At 37.2% G+C, this 17164-nt stretch carries 16 protein-coding genes; 10 read left to right on the top strand and 6 right to left on the bottom strand.

What is annotated here, in order from left to right:
- Nucleotides 1–9: 9 nt before the first annotated feature.
- Together I215_RS07940 and I215_RS07935 are read right to left on the bottom strand one after the other, a co-directional pair.
- On the bottom strand, nt 10–912 hold the full coding sequence (locus I215_RS07940) for a bifunctional metallophosphatase/5'-nucleotidase (protein ID WP_008991446.1): 903 nt from the start codon (nt 910–912) through the stop codon (nt 10–12).
- 7 nt (nt 913–919) lie between these two features.
- Nucleotides 920–1687 carry a 5'-nucleotidase C-terminal domain-containing protein gene (locus I215_RS07935; RefSeq protein WP_040460036.1) on the bottom strand — a complete coding sequence of 256 codons (768 nt, stop codon included), beginning with the start codon at nt 1685–1687 and terminating at the stop codon, nt 920–922.
- 67 nt (nt 1688–1754) lie between these two features.
- Here I215_RS07935 and I215_RS07930 point away from each other — a divergent pair, with 67 nt between their 5' ends.
- The 9 genes from I215_RS07930 to I215_RS07890 all read left to right on the top strand — a co-directional run bounded on the left by I215_RS07930 (nt 1755) and on the right by I215_RS07890 (nt 11620).
- On the top strand, nt 1755–2276 hold the full coding sequence (locus tag I215_RS07930) for a DUF6913 domain-containing protein (protein WP_008991444.1): 522 nt from the start codon (nt 1755–1757) through the stop codon (nt 2274–2276).
- Between the two features lie 2 nt (nt 2277–2278).
- Nucleotides 2279–3163: a 4-hydroxy-tetrahydrodipicolinate synthase gene (gene dapA / locus I215_RS07925; protein ID WP_040460033.1), complete on the top strand. Its 885-nt coding sequence runs from the start codon at nt 2279–2281 to the stop codon at nt 3161–3163.
- A 169-nt stretch (nt 3164–3332) separates the two neighbouring features.
- Nucleotides 3333–4166 carry an outer membrane protein assembly factor BamD gene (locus I215_RS07920; RefSeq protein WP_008991442.1) on the top strand — a complete coding sequence of 278 codons (834 nt, stop codon included), beginning with the start codon at nt 3333–3335 and terminating at the stop codon, nt 4164–4166.
- 9 nt (nt 4167–4175) lie between these two features.
- On the top strand, nt 4176–4499 hold the full coding sequence (locus I215_RS07915) for a DNA-directed RNA polymerase subunit omega (RefSeq protein ID WP_008991441.1): 324 nt from the start codon (nt 4176–4178) through the stop codon (nt 4497–4499).
- A 3-nt stretch (nt 4500–4502) separates the two neighbouring features.
- Complete coding sequence (coaBC, locus tag I215_RS07910; protein ID WP_008991440.1) at nt 4503–5714, top strand: bifunctional phosphopantothenoylcysteine decarboxylase/phosphopantothenate--cysteine ligase CoaBC; 1212 nt, start codon at nt 4503–4505, stop codon at nt 5712–5714.
- Entirely contained in the window at nt 5707–6597 is an 891-nt protein-coding gene (porD, locus tag I215_RS07905) for a type IX secretion system protein PorD (RefSeq protein ID WP_008991439.1), read from the top strand. Before coaBC ends, porD begins: the two co-directional genes overlap by 8 nt.
- A 58-nt stretch (nt 6598–6655) precedes the next feature.
- Nucleotides 6656–8317 (top strand): DNA repair protein RecN, encoded by a 1662-nt coding sequence (recN, locus tag I215_RS07900; protein WP_008991438.1) that lies wholly within the window; start codon nt 6656–6658, stop codon nt 8315–8317.
- 14 nt (nt 8318–8331) lie between these two features.
- Nucleotides 8332–9648, top strand: a complete 1317-nt coding sequence (gene tilS / locus I215_RS07895; protein ID WP_008991437.1) for a tRNA lysidine(34) synthetase TilS — start codon at nt 8332–8334, stop codon at nt 9646–9648.
- Nucleotides 9641–11620 (top strand): protein-disulfide reductase DsbD family protein, encoded by a 1980-nt coding sequence (locus tag I215_RS07890; RefSeq protein ID WP_008991436.1) that lies wholly within the window; start codon nt 9641–9643, stop codon nt 11618–11620. The genes tilS and I215_RS07890 overlap by 8 nt, the downstream gene beginning before the upstream one ends.
- A gap of 29 nt (nt 11621–11649) precedes the next feature.
- Here I215_RS07890 and I215_RS07885 read toward each other — a convergent pair whose 3' ends face one another.
- The gene (locus I215_RS07885; protein WP_156800232.1) at nt 11650–12462 is read right to left on the bottom strand and encodes a sugar nucleotide-binding protein; all 813 of its coding nucleotides are present in this window, start codon (nt 12460–12462) and stop codon (nt 11650–11652) included.
- A 41-nt stretch (nt 12463–12503) separates the two neighbouring features.
- A complete protein-coding gene (gcvT, locus tag I215_RS07880) occupies nt 12504–13592 on the bottom strand; it encodes a glycine cleavage system aminomethyltransferase GcvT (RefSeq protein WP_008991434.1) in 1089 nt (362 codons plus the stop codon).
- A gap of 114 nt (nt 13593–13706) precedes the next feature.
- Between gcvT and I215_RS07875 the strand changes: the two genes are divergently transcribed.
- Complete coding sequence (locus tag I215_RS07875) at nt 13707–14789, top strand: Gfo/Idh/MocA family protein (protein ID WP_008991433.1); 1083 nt, start codon at nt 13707–13709, stop codon at nt 14787–14789.
- Between the two features lie 94 nt (nt 14790–14883).
- Here the strand turns inward: I215_RS07875 and thrC are convergent, their stop codons facing one another.
- Together thrC and I215_RS07865 are read right to left on the bottom strand one after the other, a co-directional pair.
- Entirely contained in the window at nt 14884–16188 is a 1305-nt protein-coding gene (gene thrC / locus I215_RS07870) for a threonine synthase (protein WP_008991432.1), read from the bottom strand.
- A 52-nt stretch (nt 16189–16240) separates the two neighbouring features.
- Nucleotides 16241–17161: a homoserine kinase gene (locus tag I215_RS07865; protein ID WP_008991431.1), complete on the bottom strand. Its 921-nt coding sequence runs from the start codon at nt 17159–17161 to the stop codon at nt 16241–16243.
- Nucleotides 17162–17164 lie beyond the last annotated feature (3 nt).

Raw genomic sequence — 17164 nt, 5'->3', positions numbered from 1 at the left:
CTTGTATCACTAGACATTTATACTAACTCCCTCAGATTGATTGGTATTGTTGTCGAAATAGAAGTCAATTCTGCCTAAGAATAGTCCAAAACACCCCACCTGGTTAATTAAGACATTTCGCCCTTGTCTGTTGGTGTGGATTGCAGGTTTGTCCATAAAAGTATGCGTGTGGCCACCGATTATTAAATCAATATCATCCGTGTTCTCGGCTAGGGTAATATCGGAAACCTTATCCTCTTGGTACTGGTATCCCAAATGCGATAGACATACAATAAGATCACAATTTTGATTTCTTAATTCTTTAGAAATGTCTTGTGCTTTTTCGATAGGGTCAAGATATTTGGTTTCCTTATAAAGCGGTTTATTCACTAGTCCTTTCAATTCAATACCTAAACCGAACACTCCGATTTTAATCCCTGATTTTTCAAATATTGAATAAGGCTTTACATGCCCGTCCATGACGGTATTCTCGAAATTGTAATTTGCATTGAGGATTTGAAAATCAGCATTAGGTAATTGGGCATATAGACCATCTATTCCATTGTCAAAATCATGATTCCCTAGAGTTGCCGCGTCGTATTTCATCATACTCATCAGTTTAAATTCAATCTCACCACCGTAAAAGTTAAAATAAGGGGTGCCTTGAAAGATATCACCAGCATCGAATAAAAGGGTATTAGGATTTTCGTTTCGAACTTGCTCAATTAGATGAGCTCTTCGAGCTACACCTCCTTGATTTGGATTTCTCGAATGCGTTTGGGGAAAAGGATCAATATGACTGTGCACATCATTGGTATGCAGTATGGTAATATGCTTTTTAGCCATTGAAGAGCAAGCCGATAGCGATAAACCAGCGGCACTTACAAAAATTGAACTTGCAAGGGTGTGTTGAAGGAAGGATCTTCTTTTCATGGTGAAATTATTTGATTTGAATGAATCGTTGGTCTACTGATGCTTTTAAGGTGTCAGTTTTCATGAAATAATCAATGATTTCATTTCTGAGCAGATATTCAATGTCAGTGGTATTTATGGGGTTTTTAAAAAAGTCCATATGATCCCCACCATTGGCTAAAAAATCGGAAGTCGCTACGAAATAACTTTTAGAAACATCAATAGGTTTTTGAGCAATGCTCGCATGTGCGATTTCTCCACGGTCATTAAGATGTAGTTCTAATTGTTTGCTAATTGGATGTGCTGTTTTTGATTTGGCTAGGTAGGATAGTAACTCTATGACCTTTTCGCCACTGAGCTCAAGAATAAGTACCCTATTTTCAAATGGCATGACCTGATAGGCCGTCCTGCGGCTAACCTCCCCTTGGGAAATAATAGCTCGAATCCCTCCGTGGTTTAAAAGAACAAAATCAATATTATTACCAGTGCGCTTTTCAAATACTGGATTGGATATTTCAAAGGTTAAATCTGCAATAAAGTTCCCGATGGAAGAATTTAATTCTCCGTCTGTTTTCTGCATCGTTTTTGGCGCATATGCCAAAGGAGTGTCTAGAATTTCTTTGATGTGATCTCTATAAGGGGTGATAAAAGTCTTAATGCTGTCAACCTCAGGGATACTATCGACCATCGCGATCTCTTTTCCATGTATTTCTCGAAGTTTAGTATCCTTTTGTTGACAGGAGATACAGAACAGAAAAGTTAAGAATATAACAAAATGTTGTGTTTTTATAAGCATAAGATTCTTTAATTTTACCACGTTAAGACTATAAAGTTTTACCTTTACAAAAATAAAGGAATTGTACATGATTTTTAAAGGTCTTAAAGAAAATTCAATAAAAAAAGCAATTAAGGCATCCAGCTTAAAATCAGAGGGTTATGATGATGGAAGCGGAGCAGTACGTTCATTGGCTATTATTATTAATTACGATACTCTGGTTGATTACAAGCCATTAATGGATATCGCCAAGGCTATTCGCATTAATAACGATAATATTTTTATAGCGGGTTATGTGGAAAAGGTGTATAAAAATGTCAATTATATGATTCCTGTATTTTCTAAAAATTCATTTGGAATTAATGGAAAGATTAAACAGGATGATTTACAAACGTTTTTAGACCGTCCATATGATATAGCCATAAATTATTATAGCAAACCGAATTTGTATTTAGAGTACGTTTCTACCCTGTGTAAAAGTGATCTTAAAGTAGGGGTCACAGAAGGGAGTGAACATTTAAACAATTTGGTATTGAAGGTTAATGAAAAGGATTATGATCAGTTTTCAAGTGAATTGGTCAAATACCTAAAAATATTAAAAAGATTATGATTATGTCAAAATTTCTTGGGACAGGAGTAGCACTAGTCACACCGTTTAGGTCAGACTTAAGTGTAGATGTACAAGCGCTTAGCGCTATCGTCAATCATGTTATTGATGGCGGTGTTGAGTATTTGGTGGTTTTGGGAACAACAGCAGAGTCTGCTACCCTAAGTAAAGAAGAAAAGCAACTTGTCAAGCAAACTATAATAAAAGCTAATCGTGGTAGATTGCCCTTAGTCCTTGGCATAGGTGGCAATAATACGGCTGAGGTTGCTCGAGAGCTTCGGGCAGAAGACTTGAGTAGCTTTGATGCGGTATTGTCCGTTTCTCCATATTATAATAAACCAACACAGGAAGGGATTTATAGGCATTTTAAGGCAGTTGCTGAAAGTTCTCCACTTCCAGTAATCCTTTATAATGTACCAGGGAGAACTAGTTCAAACATGTTACCAGAAACAGTTATCCGTTTAGCAAACGATTTTGAAAATATCATCGGTATCAAAGAAGCGGCAGGGGATATTGTTCAAGCCATGAAGCTTATAAAAAATAAGCCAAAAGAATTTTTGGTGATCTCAGGTGATGATATGCTTACCCTACCTATGGTATTAGCAGGCGGGTCAGGAGTGATTTCCGTAATAGGTCAAGGTTTACCAAAGGAGTTCTCAGCCATGGTTAGATATGGGCTGCGAGGAGACCTAGATCAAGCCAATCACTTACATTTTCAATTGATGGATATCATTGAACTGATATTCGAACAAGGGAACCCCGCGGGGATAAAGGCTGTGTTTGAATATTTAGAACTTTGTAGTGATGTCGTGAGACTGCCACTTGTGGAGGCTACAGCGGATTTAAAACAGCGTATTGGAAACTATATTAGTGTCTCGCAAATCGTGTGATTTGAAGACTACTAAACAAAACACCCGGCATCGCGTTCGGGTTTTTTTGCCTTTTAGCGTTAAAGATTTGATAAATTATAGTTCAGCCTTCTTTTAATCCGTTTTGCTGCCTTAAATTGGGCATGTAAAAATGTTTTTAATATTTAATATAATTACCTAATTTTGCCGAATGATTAAAAATTGGAGATTTACTTATTTAGCCTTTTTTGCCATTGTACTACTGAGTGGTTGTAGTGAATACCAAAAAGTGCTAAAAGACAGTGATGTCAAGAAGAAATATGATATGGCTGAGAAGCTATATGAAGAAGGTGATTATAAGCGAGCCATAAGAATCTATGAGCAAATCGTTCCACAATATGTTGGGAAGCCCCAAGGAGAGCGTTTGCAGTATTTTTATGCCAATGCTTATTATCAATCTGAGGATTATTACTTGGCAGCTTATCAATTTGAAAGATTTACCAAATCATACCCTCGAAGCGACAAGGCAGAAGAAGCTGCTTTTATGGGCGCAAAGAGTCAATTTTTGACATCTCCTAGATATAGCTTAGACCAAGGTGAGACGCAAAAAGCCATTGATAGAATACAGGTCTTTATCAATACCTATTCAGAATCCGAGTTTTTAGCTGAGGCTAATGAGATGATGGAAACCCTAAGAGCGAAATTGGAGAAAAAGTCATTTGAAATTGCAAAACAATATAATAGAATTTCAGATTACAATGCAGCTATAACTTCTTTTGAGATCTTTTTTGAAAATTTCCCAGGATCTATTTATAAGGAAGACGCTTTGTTTTACGACTATTTGGCGCGTTATAATTTAGCAGTCAATAGTGTTTATAATAGGAAAGAGGAGCGAATCGAAAGTGCCAGAGAAGCATATAGTGCTCTTAAGAGTGAATATCCAGAATCTAAATACATCGGAAGGTCCGATAAAATGTATAGCGACTTAGATAAGCACGCTACTGAATTACAAGAATTACTAGAACAATACACAGTAAATAATTAAATCAAAGTTATGAGCGAATTGAGAAACTCTGAAGCACCTATTTCTACCATTACCTATGATAGAAATGAATTGGATGCACCGACAAATAATATTTACGAGGCTATTTCAATAGTTTCTAAACGCGCCAACCAAATCAATGGTGATATCAAGAAGGAGTTGATAGAGAAGTTGGAGGAGTTTGCAACCTATACTGATAGCTTGGAGGAGGTTTTTGAAAACAAAGAACAAATAGAAGTTTCTAAGTTTTACGAAAGACTTCCAAAGCCACACGCGATTGCTATCGAGGAGTGGTTAAACGATAAAATTTATTATAGAAATACAGAAAAAGAGTAGGGCATGTCCATACTTAGCGGCAAAAAAGTTTTACTTGGAATTTCAGGAGGAATAGCCGCATACAAATCGGCTTTTTTGGTGCGTTTACTCATAAAAGCCGGAGCAAGCGTTAAAGTGGTAATGACGGAAAATTCGAAAGAATTCGTTACTCCTTTAACGCTTTCTACGTTGTCCAAAAACAAGGTGTATTCCTCATTTACAGATCCTGATCACAAGGAAGCTATGTGGAATAACCATGTGGATTTGGGGTTGTGGGCTGATCTTATGATCATTGCTCCAGCAACTGCAAATACTATGTCAAAGATGGCCTCTGGAGCTTCTGATAATTTTTTATTAGCTACGTATCTCTCTGCAACCTGTCCTGTTTTTATTGCGCCCGCAATGGATTTGGATATGTATTCTCACCCTACAACTCAAGAAAATATAAGTACACTTGTGGAAAGGGGTAACTATATGATTCCAGCAGAAAGCGGTGAACTAGCTAGTGGACTTGTAGGACAAGGAAGGATGGCTGAACCAGAATCCATAGTCAGTCTTGTTGAGAACCTTCTAAAATCCACCTTGCCGCTTTATGGTAAAAAAGTGCTCGTAACAGCTGGACCAACATACGAGGCGATAGATCCTGTGCGTTTTATAGGAAACCATTCCAGTGGTCGTATGGGATTTGAGTTAGCAAGTCACGCTGCTCAATTAGGAGCTGAAGTTTTTTTAATTGCAGGACCTTGCTCTTTGAACTTGGATAACCCTTTGATAAAATTAGTTCGGGTACAGAGTGCTGATCAGATGTACAATGCAGCACATCAAGTGTTTAATCAGGTGGATATTGCCATTTTAGCTGCTGCAGTGGCAGATTATAAACCTGCTGAGGTTGCTGATCAAAAAATAAAAAAGAAAACGGCCACTTTACATATTGATCTTGTTCCTACAAATGATATATTAGCATCCTTAGGTGAGATAAAATCGAATCAATTTTTGGTAGGATTTGCATTGGAAACACAAAATGAATTTGACAATGCAGTTTCTAAACTACAACGAAAAAACTTGGATGCAATAGTTTTAAATTCTTTAAATGATACGGGTGCTGGTTTTGGTAAATCAACAAATAAGGTTACATTTATAGATAAGAATTTAAATCGGGTTGCTTTTCCATTAAAATCAAAAGCGGAAGTAGCAATCGATATTTTTAACGAGATACGATCTAGACTTGATGCTTAAACCATTACTTACCTTAGTATTTTTTGTCTGCTTAAGCCTTTCTTATGCACAGGAGTTAAATTGCACTGTAATTGTTAATTCTGATCAGGTTAATCAAACCAATAAGCAAATTTTTAGGACCCTAGAGAAGTCCTTGAATGACTATGTGAATAAAACACAATGGACTAGTGCAAACTTTGATGCGAATCAGCGCATAGAGTGTAGTATGATGGTAACCATCACGCAATACGACAATAGTGCCTTTAGTGGGACCATACAAATTCAATCAAACCGTCCTGTTTTTAATTCCAACTATCAGTCTCCCGTTTTTAATTACCAAGACAAACAGTTCAGTTTTAAATATGTGGAGTTTGCACCATTATACTTCAACCCGAATGTCTTTGAGAGTAATCTTACGGCTGTTATTTCTTATTACGTTTATATCATTTTAGGTATTGATGCCGATACATTTTCAAAAGAAGGAGGGACACCATATTTCGAGCAAGCGCAGTCTATTGTAAACTTAAGCCAAAGTAGTGGTTTTAGTGGCTGGAAGCAAACAGATGGAAATAGAACGCGATGGGAGCTGGCCGATAATCTGCTCTCCAATACCTTTAAGGAATACCGTTTGGCACTTTATAATTACCATCGTCAAGGCATGGATGTATTGGTATCGGATCCTTTAGGAGCTAAAGAGAACATCCTAAACTCAATAACCTTATTGGAGAAACTAAATAATACCCGACCAAATTCTTTTGTGCTTCAAGCATTTTTTGATGCAAAATCAGAGGAAATTGCCAATGTTTTCTCGGGGGGTCCTAAGGTGAAAATAGCAGAGTTAAAAGAAAATCTCAACAGTATGGCACCCCTTTATTCTAAAACTTGGAGCCGTATCAAGTATTAATTTCTTAGCTTGCTTTTAAAATATAATTTATCTTTGGGATGCTAAAACTTAATTTGTATTGTTAACTAATCTGATTATAAAGAATTACGCCTTAATCGATCATCTGAATGTAGATTTTGACAAGGGGTTGATTTCCATTACCGGGGAGACTGGTGCAGGTAAATCAATACTTCTGGGTGGATTGTCCTTGGTACTTGGCAAAAGAGCAGATCTTAGTAGTATTAAAGATGCGACCGATAAATGCGTTATCGAGGCAAGCTTTGCCATTGGAAATTACAAGCTCGAAGATTTTTTTAATGAGCAAGATCTTGATTTTGAACAGCAAACCATTATACGAAGGGAAATCTTACCAAGTGGTAAATCTAGAGCCTTTGTCAATGATACTCCTGTTACCTTAGACGTATTGTCTTCTTTAGGGGGTCAACTTATCGATATCCACTCTCAACATCAAACCTTAAAACTCACCGATAATGATTTTCAGTTTCAGGTTATCGATGCTATTGCTGATGTGAGTGAAGAACTTAATCTTTACACTGATAAGCTTACAGATTATTTAGCCCTAAAGAAGGAGTTAAAATCCCTCATTGAATTTCAGCAACAGGCAGATAAAGATAACGATTACAATTCCTTTTTATTAGAGGAGTTAAGATCGGCTAAATTAAAAAAAGGAATGTTAGCTGATTTAGAAGCTACATTTGAACAGTTAAACAATGTTGATGAAATAGCTAACAGAGTAACACAATCATTGCAGTTGTTCTCAGAGGAGCAAATGGGAGTGTTACCAAGTCTAAATGAAATTAAAAGCAATTTTAATCGTCTTAGTGGCTTTGGTAAAACCTACAAAGATTTATCTGACAGAATTGATTCGGTTTTAATTGAGCTCGACGACGTGTTCAATGAGACCCTTTCCCTTGAGGAAAGCTTGGAGGCTGATCCTGTGGAATTAGAGAAGGTGAATGAGAAACTTCAACTAATCTATAACTTGCAAAAGAAACACAATGTATTAGAGGTAACAGAACTTATTGAAATCCAAGAGCAACTCGAAATCCAAGTCTCCAAAACACAGAACCTTGAAAGTGACATTAAGGAGATGCAATTAAAACTGATGACTAGGGAAGAAGCCTTGGATAAAATAGCGTTAGAATTACATAACAAACGCACTAAAGGAATTCCTGCCCTTAAAGATCATTTGGAAAACACCTTAGCCTCTTTAGGGATGCCAAATGCCCAATTTGAGATTGAATTAACCCCAGGTGAACATTATCATTCCAATGGTAAGGACAATCTTTCATTTTTGTTTTCTGCCAATAAAGGAGGGCAGTTTAATGAGCTCAAAAAGGCAGCCTCAGGAGGAGAGTTGTCACGCATTATGCTTGCAATTAAATCGCTTTTAGCGCAGTATATGCATCTTCCGACTATTATGTTTGATGAGATTGATACTGGTGTTTCTGGAGAGGTATCCAATAAAATGGCCGATATTATGTATCAAATGAGTAAGACCATGCAGGTATTCACCATTACACATCTCCCTCAGGTTGCAGCTAAGGGTGATCAGCATTATAAAGTCTACAAAGAGGAAGTGCAAGGGATTACTACTTCTCAGATGAAGAAATTAAACCAAGACCAGCGTGTGATTGAAATCGCAGAAATGCTGGGAGGTAAGGATATCAGTTCTTCGGCAAGAGCACATGCCAATGAATTGTTGATCAAGCGAAATTAGCATAACTTTGTGTGATGCAAAAACGCTTTAACACTCATATTGACAATCAGCTCCCTTTTTTAATCAACACCCCTATAGCTCTTGCGGTTAGTGGAGGAATTGACAGTATGGTTCTTTTAGACCTATGCGTAAAACTAAATCTCAATTGTAGGGTGCTGCACTGTAATTTTCAATTAAGGGGATCACAGAGCAAACAAGACCAGGAGTTTTTAAAACAGCAATGTGATAGTTATGGAGTTGATTTTTATACTGTCAGCTTTGAAACCGCTGCTTATGCAGAAAAGCTTAAGATTTCTATTCAGATGGCCGCTAGGGAACTGCGATATAACTGGTTTTTAAAGCAAAAGGAGCGGTTAGGTTTTTCATTCTTACTAACGGCGCATCATGCTGATGATAATTTAGAGACTTTTTTGATTAATCTCGGAAGGGCTAGCGGTCTGGAAGGATTAACTGGGATACCACAGGTCAATGATTATGTTGTTCGGCCTCTGTTACCCTTTTCAAGATCTGAAATTAATCAGTATGCCATCAAGCATAACATAGCATGGCGAGAGGATAGCAGTAATGCAGAGACTAAATACATTCGCAATAAATTCCGTCATGATATTATCCCTATTATCAAACAAATTAAGCCGGATTTCTTGGATAATTTCACCAAGTCATTACAGTATTTAAATCAATCTAATAGTATTATAAAATTGGCTGTGGAGCAAAAACGCGCAGAATTGTTCGTAGAAAACGGCGATGTAATTGAGATCCCTGTGGCTGGCCTTAAAAAACTAAATCCTTTAGATGCATACTTATATGAACTCTTTAAACCATATGGTTTTAAAAGTGAAGTTGAACTACAGCAGCTCTTAGATACTCTTTCTGGGAAACAGCTTTTTTCTGAAAGCCACCGCTTAATTCGAAATCGGGATCATTTGTTGTTAACGACCTTGAAATTTAATGATTTAAGTCAAAGATTTACCATTGAACAACACCAACAAGACATAAGCTATCCAATTCATCTAAGGATTGAGCAAATCAACTTAAAAATACCCATTTCTCAAGATGAGGTGTTAGTTGATAAAGATAAGTTAAAGTTTCCGCTTATCCTTCGTAAACGAGAAAATGGTGACTACTTTTGTCCATTTGGAATGCACGGGAAGAAGAAACTCAGTAAGTATTTCAAAGATCAAAAGTTTTCTTTATTGGAGAAAGAAAATCAGTGGTTACTCTGCAATGGCGATAATGAAATTATATGGATTATTGGGCAACGTGCCGATGACCGCTTTAAAATAACAGAAAGAACAATAGAAATATTAAAAATAACATCCCTTCATGCGTAATTTAATAGCTGTTTTACTACTATTTTTCACCAACTTTATTTTTAGCCAAAATCAAGTACAATGGAATACCTCTGTTGAGGCTGTTTCAGATTCTACCTATACTCTGATAATTGAAGCTGACATATTAGAAAACTGGCACCTTTATGCGGTAAACCAGCCGGAAGATGAGGAGCCAATGATTAATCCCACAACCTTTACATTTCAAGGGGAGGGTGTTGATTTTAAGATCATTGGAGAGATAGAGGAAGGGGAGCCTATTACGGAAATGGATAAGATTTTCGAACAAAGACTATCATATTTTGCTGACAAGGCAGTTTTTAAACAACAAATTCAGGTTCTAAATCCAAACCTTAAGTCTATTATCGGGGATGTAGCCTATCAGGCATGTGATGATAAACAGTGTATTTTTGATCAATATGATTTAGGTTTTTCTCTTGATGGAAAAGCTGTAGTGATCGATAAGGAGGTGGATGCAAAAAGCTTAGATTTAGCCCAAAGCCTAGAACTTCCATTAACCAACACCGAGTTATTAAAAACAAATCATCAAAGCGATAGTTCTTCAAGTAGCGGCTTGTTTAATTTATTTGTTTTGGGCTTCTTAGGAGGACTTATAGCACTGCTCACCCCGTGTGTGTTTCCAATGATACCTTTGACGGTATCCTTTTTCACCAAACAAAGTAGTAACAAGAGAAAGGGTATATCTAACGCCATACTATATGGAGTGTTTATTATAGTTATATACATGGCTCTTAGTGTTCCATTCCACTTTTTGGATACTATTGCACCTGAGATACTGAATAACATATCGACCAATGTGTGGCTAAACGTTATTTTCTTTATAATTTTTGTAGTTTTCGCGTTTTCCTTCTTTGGGTATTTTGAGTTGACACTGCCTCATTCTTGGGGAAATAAAATGGATAGTGCCTCAGGTGCAGGTGGGATTATTGGGATCTTCTTTATGGCTCTTACTTTGGCTATTGTTTCTTTCTCCTGTACAGGGCCGATATTAGGATCGCTCCTAGCTGGTTCACTCTCTAATGATGGTGGCGCTACTCAATTAACTGTTGGAATGACTGGTTTTGGATTGGCATTGGCGTTACCATTTGCTTTATTTGCTCTTTTTCCCAATATGCTTAATTCACTGCCTAAGTCTGGTGGATGGATGACAACCACTAAGGTTATTTTAGGATTTTTGGAATTAGCAATGGCATTTAAATTCTTATCCAATGCAGATTTGGTCGAGCACTGGGGAATCTTAAAACGTGAGGTGTTTATCGGGATTTGGATTATAATATTTATCCTTATGGCTTTATATATTTTCGGATTAATTCGTTTTCCACACGATGGCCCGCGTAAAAAACTCAGTTTCTATCGCATGTTTTTCGGAATAGCGGTACTTGGATTTGTTGCCTATTTAATACCAGGATTATTCAATACCCCGCAATCAAATCTAAAACTACTCAGTGGTTTTCCACCTCCAGTGTTCTATAGTGTTTATGAAAAGGAAAGTGATTGTCCTTTAGGGCTAACTTGTTTTAAAGACTTTGATCAAGGTCTGGCTTATGCCAAGGAGAACAACAAACCTATCTTACTTGACTTTACTGGATGGGCATGTGTTAACTGTCGTAAGATGGAAGAGAATGTATGGAGTGAACCAGAGATATTTAGTCTTCTTAATGAAGAATTTGTACTGATTTCTCTTTATGTGGATGATCGTAAAGTTCTAGATGAAAGTGATCAGTTTAATTTCGAGCTTCCAAATGGCCGCGTGAAAAGCATAAAGACCATCGGAGATAAATGGGCGACCTTTCAGACTATTAACTTTAAAACTGCTTCGCAGCCCTATTACATTCAAATGTCATCTGATTATGAGCTTTTAAGTGGTCCTCAAAAATATACTGATGCGGTTACCTATTACCAGTGGTTACAAGATGGGTTAAATAATTTCAAAGAGTCCCGAGGGGGAAATTAACTTTTAAGTATCAAAGACCTCTTTGAGATTTAACTAATATTCATCTCTTTAATCACCTCGATGTGACCAAAATTAAGATGTTTGGGAAGTTTGTTGTCTTTGGGTAACACTGCTAAAAAACGATCAAAGTTCGAGGTGTACACATTTTTTAATAAGGGTTTGTGGTAACCTAAGACTTTAATGATTTCTTCTATAAACTCATTGTGATGTACTAAATCAGAACTTCCAAGGTGGAAAATACCACCTATTTCTCGATTGATAATATAGTGAAGTTGCTTGGTGAGTAATTCGATGTTAGTCACATTCATTACAAGGTCAGGGAAAACCTCATAAGCCTTGTGGTTCTCTATATAATACTTGAGTTCTTTGATCCTTGGAGAGTGACTTCCAAATACCATAGGCAATCGCGCGATCGAATAATTTTTTTCTGGCAACTGCATTAGAGCAGTCTCAATCTTAATTTTAAACTTACCATAAGGGCTCATGGAGAGCGTCTTATCAAACTCATAAGAGGGAAAGTTACTAAAGGCATCAAAAACATTTGCTGATGATAAAAATATGATCTTACTACCAGTGGCTTTGCAATAATCAACCACATCGAAATGGGTCTCTATTTGCGATTCAAAATCACCTCGAAGTGCAGAAATAATCACATCAGGTCGGACTCTTGAAAGAATTTCTATGAGGTCGTCATTTTGCATATCAAAGGGAAAGAAATGCTTATTGTTAGCATAAATCTTTCCCGTATGATAAGTTCCGTAGGTGTCAAAGTAGGAACATAACTCTTTGTAGAGTGCTCCACCTATAAAACCACTAGCTCCTAATATTAAAATCTTTTTCAAATATCTTTCTTTCATCGGTATTAAGAGAACTCAAACTGTGCTTATTTATTTTTGTAGAAAGGTAGTTTAACAACAGTTGCTGGAACCTGATTTTTTCGAATCTGAATTCCAATTGTGTTTCCAGGTTCAGCATACTCTACCGGGACATATCCCATACCAATTCCAATCCCTAAAGATGGAGCCATAGTCCCACTGGTAACATTTCCAATTACCTTTCCATTATTATCGGTAATCTGGTAACCGCTTCTAGGAATACCTCTTTCCTCTAATTGGAATCCAACAAGTTTATTGGTTAGCCCTCTTTCTTTCTGCGCTTTAAGGATGTCTGAACCTACGAAATCCTTTGTGAATTTGGTAACCCATCCTAATCCAGCTTCTAATGGCGATGTAGTATCATCAATGTCGTTTCCGTAAAGACAATACCCCATTTCAAGTCGAAGAGTGTCTCTAGCTGCCAAGCCGATAGGTTTTATACCAAAGTCTTTTCCAGCTTCAAAAACCTTTTCCCAAAGCTGTCCTGCTTCTTCATTTTTACAATACACCTCAAATCCACCACTGCCAGTGTATCCTGTTGCAGAAATAATCACATTCTCAATGCCCGCAAATTGTCCTACTTCAAATTGGTAAAATTTAATGGCCGAAAGATCTATAGTAGTTAGAGATTGCATAGCCTCTATGGCTTTTGGACCTTGGATAGCTAATAAAGAGTATTCATCAGAGATATTTCTTAAATCGGCGCCAAACTCCTCGTTATGCTGCGTTATCCACTCCCAATCCTTTTCAATGTTTGCAGCGTTAACTACTAGTAAATATTGATCTTCTTTAATCTGATAGATGATTAGGTCATCAACAATCCCACCTTGTTTATTTGGTAGATAATTGTATTGGGCTTTACCAACAACCAGTTTGGAGACATCATTACTACATACTTTTTGTAATAAAGCTAGGGCGTTTTGCCCAGAGACAAGAAACTCACCCATATGGCTTACATCAAAAACCCCTACATTGTTTCTTACATTTTCATGTTCAGCAGTTACTCCCTCGTACTGTACTGGCATATTGTAACCGGCAAAAGGTACCATTTTTGCACCCAATTCAATATGGACATTTGTTAAAGCAGTATTGTTCATTTTTAGTATATTTAAAAAATTGCTAGTTCGTTTACCTTACTATTGCAAAATTATTTAAATATAGTGAGCAAAAAAACTAAGCAGCAATAATTAAAGACACTTAATAGCTTAGAAATGCAGAAAAACGATAAAATTAAAATTCTGGTAGTAGGCTGTGGAAATATGGGAGCATCTCATGCCGCTGTCTACCATCAATTAAAAAACGATTTTGAGATTTGTGGTTTGGTCTCTAGAGGAGAAAGTAAACATGAATTAAACAAACAACTCAAAGCAAATTATCCTGTTTTTGACTCCTATGAGAAGGCTTTAGAGCAATCCAACCCTGATGCAGTTTGTATCTCTACTTATCCCGATACTCACATGGATTACACCTTGGCAGCATTTAATGCTGGTTGTGATGTGTTTTTAGAAAAACCCATTGCCACTACCACTCAAGGTGCTAAGACTTTAGTTCAGGCAGCTAATAAGACAGGAAGGAAACTTGTAATTGGTTATATTTTAAGACAACATCCATGCTGGCAAAAGTTTATTGAAGTAGCCCAAGGCCTTGGAAAACCACTAGTTATGCGGATGAATTTAAATCAACAAAGTCATGGATATATGTGGGATGTTCACAAGAACCTTATGAAAAGTTTGAGCCCTATAGTGGATTGTGGCGTTCATTACATTGACGTAATGTGCCAAATGGTTCGTTCTAAGCCAAAACAAGTTTCTGCCATTGGGGCGCGTTTAACAGAAGAAATATCTCCTGAGAATTACAATTATGGACAATTACAAATAACCTTTGAAGACGGTTCTATTGGATGGTATGAGGCTGGATGGGGACCAATGATTAGTGAAACTGCACATTTTGTTAAAGATGTAATGGGGCCAAAGGGAAGTGTTTCTATAGTATCAGCCACGGCCATGGAGCAGGGGACTACAGACTCTGTGGATCGACATACCAAGACAGAAAGCTTAAAAATCCATCACGCTGAAGTAGATAGTAATAATGAATTTGTGAAGGACGATCAATGGATTCATTTTAAGGATGAACCTGATCATTTAGAATTGTGCATGAGAGAACAACAATATTTTTTGAATGCAATTAGAAATGACATTGATTTATCAGAACATTTACAAGATGCTGTAAGTAGTCTTGAGGTGGTGCTAGCTTGTGATGAGTCGGTTAAAAGTGGAAAGACGGTATATCTTTAAGTTAACATGCGATTTGATTGAAAATTACAAACGGGAATATCTTTTAAAATATTCCCGTTTGTAATAAGTTCTAAAGACTGTTAAACCAGGACAGTTATCCTCTTGAGTTTAAATAGTTCTTTAGATCCTCAAAAGTGGATATTGCTATACTAGTTTTTTCTTTATCAATCACTGATTTAATTTGCTCTGGAATGGGTAGTGTAATATCCAGAGCCTTTTCAACGGTATCTAAAAATTTCACTGGATGGGCAGTCTCTAAAAACACTCCAGTGGTTTCTGGATTTTTTTCTTGATATTTCTTAAATCCCAAGTATCCAACACCTCCATGTGGGTCGGCGATGTAACCATTATTTTTATAGATCTTTTTAAGAGCCTCTATGGTTTGGGAATCTGTATAACTTTCAGAGGAAAACAATGCTGACAAGGCATTAAAATCATTGTCAAATAAGTTTTGAATTCTCACGAAGTTACTTGGGTTTCCAACATCCATGGCATTTGATATGGTTTGTTTGGAGGCCTTAGGTTCATACTTTTGTGTATTCATATAAACTGGTACCGTGTCATTAATGTTGGTTGCTGCGATAAAGTGTTTTACAGGTAAACCGAGTTTATGAGCCATAATGCCAGCACATATATTTCCAAAATTTCCACTTGGAACTGAAAAGACTAGATCTTTGTGTTTATTTTTCAATTGTTTATACGCGTAGAAAAAGTAAAACATTTGCGGTAACCACCTTGCCACGTTAATTGAATTGGCTGAAGTAAGGTTCTGGTCTTTTAGTTCAGGATCTAAAAATGCCGCTTTAACCATGTCTTGGCAATCGTCAAAAACTCCGTCAACTTCCAAGGCCACGATATTTTGTCCCAAAGTGGTGAGCTGTTTTTCTTGGATATCACTTACCTTTCCACTTGGGTATAGTATTACCACATCAACCCCTTTCACACCTAAAAAACCGCTTGCCACAGCCCCGCCGGTATCTCCTGAAGTCGCTACTAAAACAGTGACTTGCTGGTCTGTCTTATTTTTATTAAAATACCCTAAACAGCGTGCCATGAATCGAGCACCAACATCTTTAAAGGCCATAGTTGGTCCGTGAAAAAGCTCCAGAGCATAAACATTGGCTTCCACCTTTACTGTAGGAAAATCAAAGCACAAGGTCTCAGCGATAATCTCTTTTAATTCCTTGTCTGGAATCTCACCATTGACAAACTGTTTGATGATCTCAAATGCAATTTCTTGATCTGAATACTGCTCTATATTTTTGATAAAAGAAGGATCTAGTGGTCTAATTTCATTGGGAAAATAGAGACCTTTATCTGGGGCAATCCCTTGGATAACGGCTTGTTCAAAGCTGGTGTTTGCTGTAGCCTTGATTTGGTTTAAACTATAATATTTCATTTTTCTTTTAAGCTATTTATTTTATTTATTTTTTAGCTGGAGACTCTGCTTCTCATAATTCTTTAACACCTTGCGTATTGATGCTGGAAATATGCAGATCGTAATCCACTCCAAAATCCTTGTAAATATTCCCCATAACTTTAGCTACCTCTTGGGCTATGTCTTTCCCTTTTGAAAGGGCGAATATTGAAGGGCCTGATCCAGAAATACCACTACCAAGTGCTCCAGCTTCTTTGACAGCTTGTTTTACCTTGTAAAATCCTGGTATAAGTGGACTCCTCATCGGTTCGATGATCTCGTCGTGCAGACACCGGGATAATAGGTCGTAATCTTCGGAGTATAAAGCGCTGACTAATCCAGCTAAATTTCCCCACTGAACAATGGCTTTTTTAAGTGGAATGGACTGCTTTAGAACCGAACGGGCATCCGCTGTTTTGACCTCTATCTGAGGATGTATAACTGTTGCATACAACTCACTAGGAGTATTTAATTTTAATACCTCCAAAGGCTCATATCCCTTTACCAAGGTGAAACCGCCCAAAAGAGCAGGTGCCACATTGTCGGCATGTGCAGTTCCACTTGCTAGTGCCTCTCCTTGAATAGCAAATTCAACTAACTGCGTTTGATTAAACGGTGCTCCTAGAATTTGATTAATGCCATAAACGGCCCCTGCAGCACTCGCAGCACTACTACCAATACCGCTTCCAGGTTTAATTTTTTTATTGATTTCAATTTCAAAACCAAAATCAATATCCAAATCTTTAAGCATGGCTAAGGCAGCCACTCCGGCTACATTTTTCTCAGTCTCCATCGGGAGTTGTTGCCCTATAATTTTAGTGATTCTAACCCCTGGAGTACTAACCTTTCGAATAAGCATTTCATCTCCAGTGCTTTCTAAACACAGTCCTAATACGTCAAATCCACAGGATACGTTAGCTATAGTAGCGGGACAAAATAATTTTATTTCATTCATCTT

It is taken from the genome of Galbibacter marinus (assembly GCF_000300875.1).
Lineage (GTDB): Bacteria > Bacteroidota > Bacteroidia > Flavobacteriales > Flavobacteriaceae > Galbibacter > Galbibacter marinus.
The sequence above is the reverse complement of the archived record's forward strand: the minus strand, read 5'-3'. Positions and strand labels throughout refer to the sequence as shown.